Source organism: Paeniglutamicibacter psychrophenolicus, from assembly GCF_030812255.1.
Taxonomy (GTDB): Bacteria; Actinomycetota; Actinomycetes; order Actinomycetales; family Micrococcaceae; genus Paeniglutamicibacter; species Paeniglutamicibacter psychrophenolicus_A.
In genome coordinates this window covers 72,624-87,660 of record NZ_JAUSSH010000019.1, presented here as the reverse complement: position 1 = coordinate 87,660, position 15,037 = coordinate 72,624, and the positions used below count along the sequence as shown (strand labels likewise).

9 protein-coding genes and 3 pseudogenes are annotated in these 15,037 nt (G+C 55.8%); 8 read left to right on the top strand and 4 right to left on the bottom strand.

Annotated features, from left to right (window positions below; translation table 11 throughout):
• Positions 1-153: 153 nt before the first annotated feature.
• From J2T21_RS19155 to J2T21_RS19135, 5 genes are all read left to right on the top strand, one after another.
• The gene (locus J2T21_RS19155; protein WP_307583611.1) at positions 154-1,206 is read left to right on the top strand and encodes an NYN domain-containing protein; all 1,053 of its coding nucleotides are present in this window, start codon (positions 154-156) and stop codon (positions 1,204-1,206) included.
• A 47-nt stretch (positions 1,207-1,253) separates the two neighbouring features.
• Positions 1,254-2,798: a methionine--tRNA ligase gene (metG, locus tag J2T21_RS19150; RefSeq protein WP_307583610.1), complete on the top strand. Its 1,545-nt coding sequence runs from the start codon at positions 1,254-1,256 to the stop codon at positions 2,796-2,798.
• A gap of 511 nt (positions 2,799-3,309) precedes the next feature.
• Positions 3,310-5,421, top strand: coding sequence for a CgeB family protein (locus tag J2T21_RS19145; protein WP_307583608.1), 2,112 nt, complete (start codon positions 3,310-3,312; stop codon positions 5,419-5,421).
• 12 nt (positions 5,422-5,433) lie between these two features.
• The gene (locus tag J2T21_RS19140) at positions 5,434-7,380 is read left to right on the top strand and encodes a glycosyltransferase (RefSeq protein WP_307583606.1); all 1,947 of its coding nucleotides are present in this window, start codon (positions 5,434-5,436) and stop codon (positions 7,378-7,380) included.
• A 23-nt stretch (positions 7,381-7,403) separates the two neighbouring features.
• Complete coding sequence (locus J2T21_RS19135) at positions 7,404-9,020, top strand: heparinase II/III domain-containing protein (protein ID WP_307583604.1); 1,617 nt, start codon at positions 7,404-7,406, stop codon at positions 9,018-9,020.
• A gap of 719 nt (positions 9,021-9,739) precedes the next feature.
• Here J2T21_RS19135 and J2T21_RS19130 read toward each other — a convergent pair.
• The gene (locus tag J2T21_RS19130) at positions 9,740-10,075 is read right to left on the bottom strand and encodes a hypothetical protein (protein ID WP_307583601.1); all 336 of its coding nucleotides are present in this window, start codon (positions 10,073-10,075) and stop codon (positions 9,740-9,742) included.
• Positions 10,076-10,238: 163 nt separating this feature from the next.
• On the opposite strand from J2T21_RS19130, the pseudogene J2T21_RS19125 reads away from it, so the two are divergent.
• Positions 10,239-10,394, top strand: a pseudogene (locus tag J2T21_RS19125) (IS481-like element ISAar28 family transposase); the annotation flags it as partial.
• Positions 10,395-10,458: 64 nt separating this feature from the next.
• Here the strand turns inward: J2T21_RS19125 and J2T21_RS19120 are convergent.
• Complete coding sequence (locus J2T21_RS19120; protein ID WP_307583599.1) at positions 10,459-12,702, bottom strand: putative transposase; 2,244 nt, start codon at positions 12,700-12,702, stop codon at positions 10,459-10,461.
• Between the two features lie 139 nt (positions 12,703-12,841).
• On the opposite strand from J2T21_RS19120, the pseudogene J2T21_RS19115 reads away from it, so the two are divergent.
• Positions 12,842-13,396 (top strand): annotated as a pseudogene (locus J2T21_RS19115) (IS481-like element ISAar28 family transposase); the annotation flags it as partial.
• 151 nt (positions 13,397-13,547) lie between these two features.
• Here J2T21_RS19115 and J2T21_RS19110 read toward each other — a convergent pair.
• Positions 13,548-13,730: pseudogene (locus tag J2T21_RS19110) on the bottom strand (IS481 family transposase); the annotation flags it as partial.
• 336 nt (positions 13,731-14,066) lie between these two features.
• On the opposite strand from J2T21_RS19110, the gene J2T21_RS19105 reads away from it, so the two are divergent.
• On the top strand, positions 14,067-14,258 hold the full coding sequence (locus J2T21_RS19105) for a hypothetical protein (RefSeq protein ID WP_307583597.1): 192 nt from the start codon (positions 14,067-14,069) through the stop codon (positions 14,256-14,258).
• Positions 14,259-14,416: 158 nt separating this feature from the next.
• On the opposite strand, the gene J2T21_RS19100 is transcribed toward J2T21_RS19105, so the two are convergent.
• Positions 14,417-14,788: a hypothetical protein gene (locus tag J2T21_RS19100; protein WP_307583595.1), complete on the bottom strand. Its 372-nt coding sequence runs from the start codon at positions 14,786-14,788 to the stop codon at positions 14,417-14,419.
• Positions 14,789-15,037 lie beyond the last annotated feature (249 nt).

The following is a 15,037-nucleotide window of genomic DNA, read 5'->3' as shown; positions in this document are numbered from 1 at the left end:
GTCTGGCTCCGCTTCGGACAGCGGTCGATTGAACCATTGAAACTTGATGAAATTTCCGTGGTCCAGATTGAGGTGGTCGTGACATCAATAGAAAGCTCGAAGACGGCCCGTGCCTTTCTCAATGGCTTCATCGCCACGGCATAGGATTGAGTGATGATGTCTCAGAGCGCAATTTTCGTGGATGCCAGTTTCCTGTTGGCCATTGGTGGACACCGTGCCTCCGGAACAACGCTACGGGCGGCATTTACCGTCAACTACGAGGCGCTGATAGACGGGATCCTCAAGACGGCCAAGGAATTCAGCGGTCTGGATAACCTGAGGATCTATTGGTACGACGCGGCCAAGGACGCAATCTTTACGGATCAGCACAAACGGATTGGCCTGATACCCGGCGTGAAGGTTCGCTTGGGTCGTATTTCCTTCAATGGTGAGCAGAAGGGCGTTGACCTCAAGCTTGGCTTGGATCTGGTTGGCATTGCCCGAAACCGTGCTGCTTCGGTCGCGTTTCTCGTTTCCGGCGATGACGATCTTGCAGAAGCCGTGGAAGAGGCCCAAGACCTGGGCATGAAGGTCGTCTTGATTGGCGTCGAGAAGGCTGACCACCGTCTGGGCGTGGCCTCGGTCGCCGAACATCTTGCCCTTCGCGTGGACAGCATTATTACCTTCCCCGAAGAACTCATCAAGAATTCGTTCGTGAAGGCTGTGGCGTGGGACCCCGGGCACGCGGCCCAGTCTGCCACTATCGCCAGCGCAGGCGCTGCGGCGAACCTAATTGAAGCCGGCTCCGTTCCACAACCGTCTGCTCCGAAGTCGGCCGGTCCCAAGCCTCCCACGCCCGCATTGCTGAACCAGCGTCCTAAGCTGCGGGCGCCGGTGCAACCTCATGCCCCGGTGCAGTCTGACTATGAGCTTGTTTATAGTTCGACACAACAAACGTCGGGATTTTCCGGCGGCGCGGGCATTGCCGCAAGCGCCATGGATATTGCTTCGGAGGTGGGCAGTAGCGTGGCCAAGAACTGGTACGCCAGCACGACCCCGGCCGAACTGAACGACCTGATGTCCGATCGCCCACTCCTGCCGCCGGAAATCGACAGGGTGCTGCTCAAGGACTGCGCACAACGTATTGGTGAATGGAAGACCGATCTGCAAGATATCCGTCGAAGCCTCCGTATTGCCTTCTGGGATCAGCTCGACAAGCTCACATAGGGGTCTTCGATGGGCGGTTTGAAGCCAAACTACGGTAGATTTTTAGGGTGACTTCAGAGCAGACTCCGTTTTTCATCACCACCGCTATCTCCTACCCGAACGGCGTGCCCCACATTGGGCATGCCTACGAGGTGATCGCCACCGACGCCATGGCTAGGTTCAAGCGCCTTGACGGTTATGACGTGTTTTTCATGACCGGCACTGACGAGCATGGCCAGAAGATGCTTCAGACGGCCGAACGCGAGGGAATCACGCCGCGAGAGCTGGCACAGCGCAACTCGGATGCCTTCCAAGCCATGAACGACGAGCTGGGCATCAGCTACGACAGGTTCATTCGCACCACGGATTCGGACCATTACGCCGCTGCGCAGGCCATCTGGAAGCGTATGGAAGCCAACGGCGATATCTACCTCGACAAGTACGCCGGATGGTACTCCGTGCGTGATGAGGCGTTCCACGCCGAGGACGATACCGAGGTACGTGAAGACGGCCTGCGTTACTCCAAGGAAACCGACACCGAGGTTGTGTGGACCGAAGAAGAATCCTACTTCTTCCGCCTTTCGGCATACCAGGACAAGCTTCTCGAGCTTTACAAGTCCCAGCCCGAATTCGGTGCACCCCACACCCGTTTCAACGAGGTCATCCGCTTTGTTGAGCGGGGACTGGAAGACCTGTCAATTTCGCGGACCACTTTCGATTGGGGCGTTCCGGTTCCCGGGAACAAGGACCACGTCATGTACGTGTGGGTCGATGCATTGACCAACTACCTGACCGGCACTGGTTTCCCCGATATCGAATCGGAGTCCTTCAAGAAGTATTGGCCGGCAGACGTCCACGTCATTGGCAAGGACATTTCGCGCTTCCATGCGATCTACTGGCCCGCCTTCCTGATGTCTGCAAAGCTTCCCTTGCCGAAGCGCGTGATGATCCATGGTTTCCTTCACAACAACGGCGTGAAGATGTCCAAGTCCTTGGGCAACGTCGTTGCACCTGCAGACTTCGTTTCCCAGTATGGTCTAGACCAGGTCCGGTACTTCTTCCTTCGGGAAGTTCCCTTTGGCGCTGACGGAAGCTACAGCCACGACTCCATTGTTGGACGAATGAACTCCGACCTAGCCAACAACTTGGGCAACTTGGCACAGCGGTCATTGTCAATGGTCGCCAAGAACTGTGGGGGAGCGGTACCAACTCCCGTAGAGCTGACGGACGCGGATCAGCAGATCTTGGCTGATGCCGGGAAACTGCTTGAAATTTGCCGAGACACGTTCTCACGCCAGGATTTCAGCAAGGCGTTGGAAGCCATCTGGACGGTTCTGGGCGATACGAATGCCTACTTCGCCGATCAAGCACCTTGGGTGCTTCGCAAGACCGACTTGGCGCGCATGGAGACTGTTCTTTACGTGACACTGGAAGTAGTTCGCCGCGTTGCGCTGCTGGTCCAACCCGTAATGCCAGCAGCCGCTGCATCGTTGCTTGAGGTTCTGGGCCAGCCGGAAGGATCGGCACGCGAGTTCGGGTCCTTCGACACAGTGCTCGTAGCGGGCACTGAGTTGCCACCACCGGCGCCCATCTTCCCTAAGTTGGACAGCTAAGGTACATGAAGTGCGAGGTAATTGCCGCCGACCGATTAGTTCACGAGTTCCGCGAAACGGCGCTTCTAGGTGAATCGGTAAGAAGATCAGGGTGTTTGGTTAACAATGAGCAAACATTGTCAAAATTCCGGTAGCTCACAGGGTGTTGATTCTCACGGCGCGATTGGAGTTTCACCTGCAATCACGGCATCTCGTCCTGGGTGATGTGGAGATCGTTCTTGCAGTCGTTTGCGTTGCCGTCCCTGCGAGTTCGGTCCTGATTACTAACTGGTCGATATGAGAAAATATAGGCCTTTCATGACTGAGAGCTTCTTGCCCTGGGGAAGACCTGGCCAAAGTTGAGTATTCAAACAATGTAGTGAATAAAGATCTTGGATCGTACACAAATGCGATGCACGGGACCGATCGCCCGTGTCGGCCCGCAAACCTTGGACGAGCTTATCCACTAGGATGAATGATGATATTTGTCCTGCCCTGAGTCACCAAACGTTGTAGAGAGAAGGACTGCGTTTTGCCCAAACGAGTCGTTAAATCCAAGTTGCTACTTGCCATACGCCTGTTGATCGACGTCGTTCTGTCGTTCGGGTTAGCATTCGTAACTGGCTTTATGAGTTCAAATGCAGTCCTTGGAATAACTATTGGTGTATTAGCCGTGGTGTTCCTCGCCGCGCGAACGATGCTGATGCAGCGTGACGGTCTTGCCAATGCGAAGTTCCGTAAAGATACGCGTGAACAGATGCGCAGAATTCGTGTAGATGCGTCCAAAAAGCCTGCGCCGTTGTCGGGCAAGGCACTTCAGGATCAGATCCGTGATATGGACCAGAAAATTGAAATCTCGCAGCGAAATCTCGCCAACGGCATTAATTCCTTGTCCGCAACGGTTCAGGCCGTAGGAGCAACTGGGCCGACATCCACAGCAGCGGCCGTTCAAGCTCATCCAGTAGTGCTAACCACTGCCGAGCCTACACAGGCGATCCTGGCAGCCGATATCAAGAAGCGCGCCAAGCGGCCGGCACCGATTCGCAATGTGGCCTCAGCCTATAAACCGATCGTCGAAGGCGAGCGGGTGCAGTGGGCACTGTCTAAGGAAGGTCGCGATACGTGGACCGCCGACGATGAAAGCCAGGCATACCGTGGTTCGGATTTGCCGTACAGCCATCAAATTCCTGTAGCAATGATTGCCGACGACTTTACTTTCGGCAGTTTCCAGCCGGAGTTCAAGACCGTGCGACTGAAGCCTCAGACCTGGCGCCAGCAGATGGATGCGAACAAGCCGCAGATGTTCATTTGCGAATCCGCGTGGCAAGGTGGATCTCCAAGTGAACACCCATGGCAGGGAAAGATATACACCTCAATTCGTTTCAAGCACGAGAACCGCAAAGAACTCATCGAGATTCTGAATTACTGCCACGAGCACGGAATTCCGACAGTGTTCTGGAACAAGGAAGATCCGGTCCACTTCTCTGACCGAATCAATGACTTCATTCGAACTTCAGCATTGTTCGATTACGTGTTCACGACAGCTGAAGAGTGTGTGGAGCTCTACATCCGTGACGTTGGCGTACCATATGCTGATGTACTACCGTTCGCAGTGCAGCCGAAACTCTTCAATCCAATCGGTTCTTACGGTGCAGATTCCAGCGTTAACTTTGCGGGTACATGGTATGCGCGATACCCGCACCGGGCAAAGTCCGCTTCGAGCATTATTGACAAGGTCCTAGCCTCTGACAATGACATGGTTATCTACGACCGCATGTATTCGTCGCCAAGTAAGGCTTACGAGTACCCGGAGCGCTATAAGCAGTACACTCGTCCGGCGATCTCCTACGAAGAGACTGCCGACGCATACCGCAACTCAAAGTTCGGCATCACCCTGAACACCGTGACCGATTCCAAGACCATGTTCGCACGCCGAGTGTTCGAACTTGCCGCTTGTGGTGTCGTGGTTCTTTCAAACACAGCGATGGGCGTCAAGCACTTCTTCGGTGACAGCGTTTACTACGCCGATTCTGATGATTTTGATTTCAGCAAGATCAGCAATGCCGAGTTCTTGACGCAGCAGCGCAACAGCATGCAGATTGCCTTCCAGAACACATATCGTCACCGTGCAGAACAGATCCTGCATGCCGTGGGTATCGAGCATGCAAGTTATTTCGATAAGGTTCAGCTCGTTGCCCGCGTAGATGACGATAAAGCCGCCGAGCGAATCCTCGCATATTTCGAGGCCAATCGAGCCAAGTTCAGTGGATTACTCATCGTTTTGACTGATTCTGCAGACCAGACGTTGGCGATGGAACTCACTCGTAAGCTTCCAAGCACTGTCCGAGTCATCCGCCAAAATGAAATTGACACCCGTTCCATTCGTTCACGAAATGTCCTGAACTCCCGCAAGGCTCTTCTGATTGACACCCGTGAAGGCTCGTTCCTGAAAGAACCCGATCTTGCGTATCTGATCGACGTAGGTAGCTCTATGAATGAAGCAATCGCTGTGACGGATCAGCCTGAGTTCAATCGATTCCGCTACACTCGCCAATCGCGCCCGAACAACGTTCTCGTGAATGCGGAACAGGTGTTCCCGGTTCTAGCCGAACGTTCCAACGACTCATCGATCTTCCTGGTCTAGAAGGATACTTAGATGATTAGCATCATTATTCCCACGTACAATTCCATCGCGAAGATGGACGAGACGCTGGCTTCGTTGCGGTCGATCCCGAATACCGTACCTCACGAGGTCATCTTCGTTGACGATCAGTCCAAGGACAATACCTACGAAATGCTGGCGGCTCAATGCGAGTCCGAGGCTTTCTGGAAGCTTTTTCGTCTGCCGGAGAATTCAGGATCCGCAGCCAAACCCCGTAACTACGGTATTGACAAGGCAGAGGGCGAGTACCTCTTCTTCCTAGACTCTGACGACATTCTGATCCCTTCAGGTTTGGTCAATGCCTACGAGCACGCTATTCGTTTCGACAGTGATGCTGTACGCAATAGTCTCCAAGTCGTGGCACCCAACGGAAAGTCACGTAAGTCGGACCGCATCCCGGGCTGGGACAAGGTCAAGGATGCCAGCTCCAGACTGCGCGTTATCGCCAAGTATCAGAGCCTTACGTGCTCATTCTTGATGCGTCGTGATGTTGTCATCGATAACGAAATCCGCTTCATGGAAACCCGCCGCATCGGCGAGGACATCACCTTTACAGCGGAAGTGCTTACGAAGTGCAAGAACGTTGCTTATCGCGATGTCCCAATTCGAAAGTACGTAAAGAATGACGACGAAGAAGCCTCTGTCACGCAGAAGTTGGATTCCCAGAACTTCCGGGACTTTATCGAAGCTTGGTCTGATGTCGATGCCATCCTTGGTAATAGCGGAGTGTCGTTTGTTAAGGAGCATGGCCACGCGGCCATGGACTACGCCCTGAGACAGTTCATCTGGTTCAAGACCGAGGATCTGTCCCGCGATGTCTTTGACCGCTTCAGCGAGTTTTGCAACGTCCACTGGAACCTCATCGCTGAATTCCCATTCTCACGTCGCCTAAGCGAACTTGTGCTGGCAGCACGTGACGGCAACTATGAAGAGTTCGTTGAAGCTTGCAAGACGCGCCTCGTTCTTGCGGGCCACGACCTGAAATTCATGAACGAACTGCTGCCGGAACTCGAGAAGCGCTACAACGTCCGCACAGACAAGTGGACGGGGCATGAAACCCACGATGCATCATTGAGCCAGGACCTGCTGGACTGGACCGATTATGTCTGGGTCGAATGGCTACTAGGCGCGGCTGTTTGGTACTCGAACAATGTAGCGTCACACCACCGTCTGGTTATCCGTGCCCACCGTAGCGAGATGACTGTAGATTATGGTTTGCGAGTCAAGACCGAGTCCGTTGCGAAAATAATTGCCATCGCGCCTCATTCGCTCAATGACTTCAGTGACCGTTTCGATATTCCGTACGAGAAGTTCACCCTGATTCCGAACGCCTTCGACGTGAATTCCTATCAGACCACCCCGGACGATGCAGAAAATCGTCTGTTCGAGTTGGCTCTGATTGGCAGTGTGCCGGCTCTCAAGGGCTTCCACCGAGCAATTGAATTGCTGTCGCAGCTGCGACAGATTGATGATCGTTATCGACTGCGCGTCTACGGGAAGAAATACAACGAATACGCATGGGTAATGAGTTCCGAATCTGCACGTAGGTACTACGACACGTGCGATTCACGCATTGCGGAGCTCGGGCTCGAAGAGCACATTCACTATGAAGGTTGGGTGGACACTAAGGCATCCCTTCGTAATGTCGGCTTTGCTTTGTCGCTCAGTGATTTTGAGGGTATGCAGGTAGCCCCGGGCGAAGCATTCTGTGCCGGTGGACAGGGCCTTTTCCTTCCGTGGCGCGGAGTTGAAGCTTGTTACCCAGCCGAATTCATCTTTGAAACGATAGAGTCGATGAGGGACTATATCCTGGAGATGCGGGATGACGCAGTGTCGTTCAGTCGCGCGTCGAATTACGGTCGTCATTTCATGAATGAACGGTATGATATTGAAATGGTTTCAAGTCAAGTAGTTGATCTCTTGAACCGAGTTCGTGCCTAGGCTTTGAAATGGAGAGTGAATGCATGTCTGCTGTGCATGCTATGGATACCCGTGTTTTACTTGACAGGTACGCGGGGGAGTTTTCCGACGGATCTCCAAAGGGTTGGATCGTTAGTAAAGATGAGCGTGGATATGCATTCACTCTACCGAATGGGGCTTTGATTCATTCGGCAGAATTGCAAGATGAAAGTATCTGGACTCAGATACCGCAAAAAGATTCGAACACTACGATCCTCTGGCGGAATTCGCTTGCGTACTTGGTCCGTCTCTTCGAGTTGGAACTAAGCCCACCATCCGTAGAGACCGCTCGAAATGTAGTTGAAAGCTTCCTGCGTTGGATAGAACATAAATCAGCTGAAGACCCGAAGTCTTTGAAATCGGGCAGCCTCGATCATCAAGGTGCCTTGCGTATCCGTACGCTAATGTCGCTCATATCAACGCTGTCTCGTACTGGTGATTTCGAAAACTTGGAGATATTCCAAAGTCTTTTTAATCGCTTGATTGTCGTCGAGGAACGACTCTTGGAACACCTAGACCTTTACCAGCCAAATAACCACGGAATTATGCTGGGTATGGCGCATCTTCACGCGTCCTCGTTGTTCCCAGCGAGTGCCCAATTGCGCGATGCCAGCGACTGGGTCAAAGCACTCTACGAAACGCTTGGTCAAATCATCGATTCAGATGGAATTGCATCGGAAAATACGCCTATCTATCAGGTCTTCTACGTTTCATTGATCGAAGACGTAGTGGCATTCCTAATCTGGAGCGGTCGATTCCCAGGAAAAGTTAGACTGTTTCAGCTTTTATTACGTGCAGCGCAAATGGGTGTTCAAAGACAATTGCTGCCAAATGGCGCGGTACCTCCACTCGGTGATAGCCCTGGCGGCATGCAGCATAGGTTCAAGCCTCTCCTCGGTATGTTATGGTCTCCTGCCAACGGTTTGGCAATTTCCAGCTCTGAATCCAGCTACCTTTCCTTCATCGCGGGATTCAAAAGTGTGATCCATAAGCAGCTCGATGAGCTAAGTGTTAGCTGGTGGGTAAATGGCGAATTCGTATTACGTGACGCCGGGCTTTTGAGCTACGATCAAGGCGACCCAATTGCTGCATCGATGCGCGGGCATCAAGGCCATTCGCTGCCGACCTACGCAAAATTCGATTCGTGGACTACACGCGAAACCATATCGTTCGGAAAGAATAGCAGCAGGCTACGCGCACATTTGATATCAAAAGAACAAAAATCTGATTCGACTAATTTCGTTGGTAAATTGAATTTTGATGGAAATGAAATATTGCAGCGTACCGTTTGCTTGTCTGGCAAAAATAGACTTTCTATAACCGACAATTTTAACGCTAGATCTTATGGGGCTGCATTGGTTCGTTTCGTATTCGATCCATCCTTGAAAGTGGAGTCACATGAAGATGGTAACGAAATAGTCTTGCTATCCGCGAGCCGTCGAGTTGTTGTCAATTTTCGGGGAGAAGGTAACAAAACTCCAATTAGTAGTGTCGTCAAGCAAACTCATGTAGCGATTCAGCACTATTCGGCTGCGTCTACCAATGAACTTTTAATAACTGCAGTTGACGCAGAAATCCCCTTCCGAATTGAAACGGAAATTCTTGTAAAGGATATCGGGTAGGCGTAATGCTGATTCGTGTCATTGGAACCCTGTAAAGTTTGCCCTTAGCTTTCCGCTCTCCTTCGTGAAAAATCTGGAAATGTGTTACACGGTGACTTTCCTTTTCGAATGGTTCTCGATTCATATTTTTGCACTCCATCGACCCTGGTCGGGCAATCGTGAAGGCGATCGATTCAAGGGCTTTGTCAACGAATCCTGCAGTCATGTATTGATCACATGTGCTAAATTGCTAAATAGGCCCTCCTGGTAGTGGTATTCCGGTGACGTGGTGTGTAATCTCGCAGCATCGTGGACACCGAATCTTGTCACTTCGTAGACGATGGATCTCATGACACCAGTTTGCCAGAACACCGGTACTTTCAGACGCTATTCAGCAGTAAGCGATGTCTTAAGTTGGCAAATGTGCATAGGTGGAACGCCCATTTCAGGTTACGCACCACTTACGCGGAATGCCCGTACCAGGTAGGCATATTTGCCATCTTAAGTGATGCTGTAAACGATGTTATGAGAGATCACATACCATCAGACGCTATTTAGCAGTTTCGTAGTCGAGTTGCGGGAGTGCAGAGTGGCGTTTCATGAGGGTTTCGAGAGATGATGTCATGAGGAATTCCTGTTGATCCTGGTTGTTTAGTCACTTTGATGATTAACAGAATTTTTGTGATGTCTCGACTCATCGGTGACACTTCTGCATCAGCACTTCGGTGACACTCGATGTGTCAAGACATCGGTAGCGGTCCCGGAGTGGCCTTGCCTCCGCCCGTCCGCATGATGGAAAGATCCACCAAACCGGTCAACACATAGGAATCCAGCACCCTCACCAACCGGCCGCACGCCTTTCGACGCTTGTTGCTGAACCTGCCGGTCCGCGGGCTCGTGGTCATCGAGGCGAATACCGCACCCAGCTCCACGGTGTAGAGGCCATCCTGTTTCCGGGAGAGCTGCTCAAACCGCTTGATCCACTCGCGGTATTCCCGCATCGTCGACTCCGCGTATCCGGCCGCTGCCAATGCAGCGAGGACCTGTTCCCCAATCTCCGTAACCGTCGTTTCCATGACGTCTTCCCTTCGCTGGGCATGTGGCTACGACGAAGGTAACACCAAAATTGAGGCAAAGCGCTAAGCCGAGGAAAGATTCCATAATCCCCGGAAATCCGGGGCCCAAAAGGCGTCATTCGGCTTAGCGTTTTCCTCGGCTTAATCCGTGCTAAGGCGAATTCGCCTTAGCACCGACAATGGCGATGCCTTGAACCCCATCCGTCGGGGCGTGATCAGCGAACTGGTCGCGTACGCCAATAGTCTGGGCGTTGCCACTATTACCGGCAAGCCGTATAAGCCCACGACTCAAAGGAAGAATGAGCGCTTTCATTCGACGTAGTTCAAGTGCTTGAAGAAACAGCCTTTCGCCAAGGACCCAGGGCTCTGGTCATCGAGAGATATTAGTCTAGAGCCCGGGTGCGTTCCCTGACGGCAAAACGGAGGATCCGGTCGGTGCCCGGGAACGGTGTTTCGGTCTCGGTGAGGTGCTCACAGAGCTCCGCGGCCGCGGCGGTCTCCCGGCCGGTGGGCAGCGGATCCAGGGTGATGTCCAGGTAGCCGGGCACGGTCGGATCGATGTCGCCGGGCTGGGTCAGGATCTTCCGGACCAAGGCGTGGGCCCCGTTGTGAGCGCTCCGGTAGCCAGTGTTGGTACGGACGTCGCCGGCCAGTGACATGGAGATCGTGTAAGCGCTCATGCCGATGAGGTGGGTGAACTGCTTCAGTCGGGTTTCCAGGACCTGCTGGCCGGGATTCACCTCGCCCAACGGCAGCCGGCCGGGCACCTTCTTGTGCGCGGCTTCTGCCTTCTCGACCGCGGCGTGGGCGTCGTTGACCGGTGCGTTGATGGCGTTGATGGCCTCGTTGGTGACCAGCACGCCGGTTGCGCCTTCCGGCGGGGTGTTGGCCGCCAGCAGCGCGGCGTCGGCGATGGCGTTCATTTTCTCGTGGTGGGCGCGGGCCGCCAGCACCGCTTGGTGGGACTTGTCCTTGGCGGGGTTCGGCACCGAACGCTCCGGATCATCATCGTGGCTGCCGTAGCCGGGGTGCGCGTCCAAGGCGAAATGCTCGCGGGCGTAGCGGAAATAGTTTTCCTGACGCCAGCGAGCCCCCAACGTATAGATCAGTTCCCCGGCGCCCGGCTCCCTGAGCGTGGTGAGAATGTGGATCTGCCGGGTCCCTGAACCCTTGGCCAGCGGGACGATGCGGCTGATCTGCCGCATCGTGACCACCCGCCCGGTGGCCTTGGAAAGCAGGAAATCCACGGTGGTGTCCGCGGCCTTCCACTGCCGGGTTTGCCCGTGGTCGTCGATGTGGGTGACGGTGCCAAACAGCTTTTCGCCGACATCCTCGGCAGTGCCCTTGCGCCAGGTGAGCGAGTCGAAGCCGGCCGCTTCCATGTCGGCGAAGAGCTCCGGGGACCAGCCGCCACGATCAAAGCCGACCAGGACCCGCCGGTCGTCCCCGATCGCCTTGCGCAGCTCGGGCAGCAGCCGGCGGATTTCCTTCACCAAGGAGGATCCGGGTTCGGCCATCACCACCATCACCGGATCCCCGTTCGCGTCCGATACCCAGGTTTCCTCGGTGGCGGGGGCCGGGAACTTCAGCCGGGTGGAGTGCAGTTTGCCGATCTTTTTGCCTCCGGTGTAGGCGCGGGTGTGTCCATCAACGTAGAGGACCATCACCGGCCCATCCGCCGGGCCCTTGGTCTGTTGGAAACGTTCAAAGGCCATGGCCTCGAGCAGGTCCCCGACCTTGTCGGTGTCGGCGATTTCCCGGTGGCGCCGGCGCAGGGTCTTGACCTCCGGGGCGCGGTCCAGGCCCAGGATTCTTCCGAAGCCTTCGGGGTCCAGGCGGGTTGCGCCCTCGGTGCGTGGTTCCCCGGCGAGGGCGCGGAATACCGCTTCGAGGAGGATGGTTTCCAGCCCGTAGAATCCCGGTTTCAGCTGATTTCCGAGCTCTTTCTCCGCGCAGGGCAAAAGCTTGGTCGGTTCCAGGGCCGGCAGCGCCAGGAACAGCCCGACGTAGGGGATGCGGGATGCCGGCTCGAAGCGTGGTGCCTCCTGGTGTCCGCCGCCGATGGAGGCGGCGAAACGCTCGGTGGCGCGGGGCATGACCTCCGGCAGCACCGGCAGGGATGCCGGCGCCTCGGGGGCTTCCCTGACGGCCGTTTCGGCGGCGGCCGGTGCCGCCGCCGGGGCCGGCTCCATGGCCAAGGCGCGGGTGACGCTGAAGTCCGAGACGCCCACCGCGCGGCCGATCGCCATCTTGGAGAGCCCTTCGGCCCTGAGTGCGTGGATGCGGGTGATGACCTCGTCGGTGAGTTTCGAGTTGCGCTTGGGGCCCTTGGTTTCGGGTATCAGTGCGGCGACGCCGCCGGTGCCCAGGGCCTGGCCCCAGTTCCAGAGCGTGCCTTCGCTGACGCCGAAGGCCGCGGCGATCGCACTGACGGGGGCGGCCTTGATGGCGACCAGCTTCGCGGCCGCGAAGCGGCGGGCCACCGCGTCGTTGGCGTCCCAGACGAAGTGGAGGTTCCCGTGCACGAACACCTGGCCGCCCTCGGGGGTGTCGACGAGTTCGACGGCGTCGGAAACCCGCAGGCTGTCGGGCACCACGGCGAAGGGAAGGTGAGATTGCGCAGTCATTACAGACATCATTTCACCTCTCCGAAATCGCTAGTATATCTGCAATCTATTTTATCGGATGACGGGCAAGATTAAAAGGGTTTGGCGAAGAAAATCCCCGAAAACATACGGAACTTCAAAACCGCGGACTCCACGGTGACCAGAGCCCTGGGACCTAGCCGAATTGCAAGGGCAGGTTGAGGTCTTTGACTAGGCCTACAACACCCAGCGCGGTCATCAGTCCTTGGAGGATCGGATGACGCCGCAAGAGGCGTGGGATGCCACACCGGTCGCTGAGCCCCTCGCGCCTGGGGAATGGGCGAAGCACAGCACCACGCCCGCTCCTAGCATCGGTGAGGCCGTCCTGGCCGTACAGCCGGGTGAAGGGCAATCACCAACGCCACAGGACCATTCAACCCCGGAGCCAGCCAAGCTCAGTGCCACGCTGCGGACCGAGCACATGGAGGCGACAGGCAGTAAGTTGATGCGCGTCAATAAGAACAGGTGCCTGCGGGTTGCCGGCGTGGAGCTCTATTTGGGCAAACTGCTACGCAGCACCATGGTGAAGGTCATCTGGGATCAGACGGAGTTGATGGTGATCTCGACGGATGGTGAATTGATCACGAAATACGACTATCCATTCCCAGACGGCGTCACGTATCTGAGCTTGAAGCATGCCACGGCGAAATTCCAGAACCAACCGGAAATGGGGTAAGTGTTACCGATGTCTTGAGACACCGAGTGTCACCGATGTTCTGGTATAGAACTGTCACCGGTGTCTTGAGACATCACATTTCGTCATTAAAAGGACCCGGACGGCCGTGTCGGAAGATCCGTTCGCGAGTAGTCACTCACGACTTTGCATTAGCCCTGGGTTCGAGGGCCGCAGCCTGGCCTTCGTTGCGGGCAACGGCGCGGATCTTGTAAAACGTCTTGCGGCTGATGCCGTGGGCCTGGCAGAAAGTCGTCACTGCGCCACGGGGAGCATCGTCGGGCCATTGGGCAATGTCTAGCCGGAGTCGGGCATCGACGGGTTCGTTGGGTTTCACATCCGATCAGTTCACCCCATGGATTCATGGATTAACAAATCAAGAAGTGTCACCACCAAGAGTGCTTGTTTTGTCACCGATGTGTTGATGCAGAACTGTCACCGACCCTGCGACATAAAAGATTAACAGAAATTTCCGACATTAACAACACGGCGTCATACTTCTCTTCGGTCAGATCAACGAATGATTTTGGCTAGAACGAAACAGCCCTGACTGACCGGCGCCATATCCTTCCCCGGCATAGCAGACTGGTCAACGTAGGCCGCCTCCACCTCGCTGCGCACCACCGGAATCACGGCGCCGCAAGTCACCACCTTCCGGCGCGTCCTGGCCCGATTGGATGCTGAGGCCTTCGACGAAGCCCTGGGCGCGTGGATGCAAACCCAGGTCGACTCGCGGATCGTCGCCATCGACGGCAAGGAAGTGCGCGGAGCCAAAAATGGTGGCGCGGACCGCGTGCACTTCATGGCAGCATTGGACCACGACACCGGCACCGTCATCGGACAAGTGTTACCGAGCGTTGTTTGACGCTGGCGGCGGCGCCTCGGATGCCGATGGGTTTGGTCGTCGTCATCATCATGACGCGGTGGTCGGCAACGCTGCCAGGCACATGGAAATAGCCATCGGTGTCGTCGTCATGGTGACGTCGGTTTCAGGGCATAGCAAAGCACGGTCTCGCTAGATTTTCAGGTGCGCAGCGGTGGTCTCAGCAGGTTACCCCGGGCGAATAGCCCGATGCGGGTCCAGTGCGGCAATTCGGGGCCCGCCCGGCGGCGGTGGGCCAGTGCGGCACCGGCCAACACATTCAAGCGCCAGCCGAGCAGGCTCGGCCACCGCCTGGGACGGACCAGGATCTCGGGGTCGAGGCGGAACGCGTGCTGCGCCACCTGCTCATACAGCCAGTGGACGTGATTTTCCGGCACCCTGCGAAGCCAGCGGCGCACCGTCGAGAGGGGTCGGCCGATGTGGGCGGCGATCGTGCGGTGTCCGCTGCCGGCGGCCTGGGCTGCCAGTGGGGTCCCGATAAGCTCGAGGGTGTCGGCTCGGCTGGCGGACAATGCGGCCGACAATAGTGCCTGTGTGCGTCCGCAGCCCGTGGGCACGCTGCTGCTCCGAACAGGCCGGGCACGGTATTTCGCCTGCCAGCACGGCCGCTTCAGTCTGTTCGGGGCTGCCCCTGATCATCATCGTATCCGCTAGTCTTCGTTGGTTCAGCGCTCATGTCAATGACTCTTGCCCATCATGCCTACCCATCAGAGATATGTAGCCGAGTTTGTCAATAGCGTTCCAGCGCCGCTGCGCGCCGT

Coding starts and splice junctions, on each gene's coding strand:
- J2T21_RS19155 (WP_307583611.1), top strand. CDS start 154: ATGATGTCTCAGAGCGCAATTTTCGTGGATGCCAGTTTCCTGTTGGCC.
- J2T21_RS19140 (WP_307583606.1), top strand. CDS start 5,434: ATGATTAGCATCATTATTCCCACGTACAATTCCATCGCGAAGATGGAC.
- J2T21_RS19135 (WP_307583604.1), top strand. CDS start 7,404: ATGTCTGCTGTGCATGCTATGGATACCCGTGTTTTACTTGACAGGTAC.
- J2T21_RS19130 (WP_307583601.1), bottom strand. CDS start 10,075: ATGGAAACGACGGTTACGGAGATTGGGGAACAGGTCCTCGCTGCATTG.
- J2T21_RS19120 (WP_307583599.1), bottom strand. CDS start 12,702: ATGACTGCGCAATCTCACCTTCCCTTCGCCGTGGTGCCCGACAGCCTG.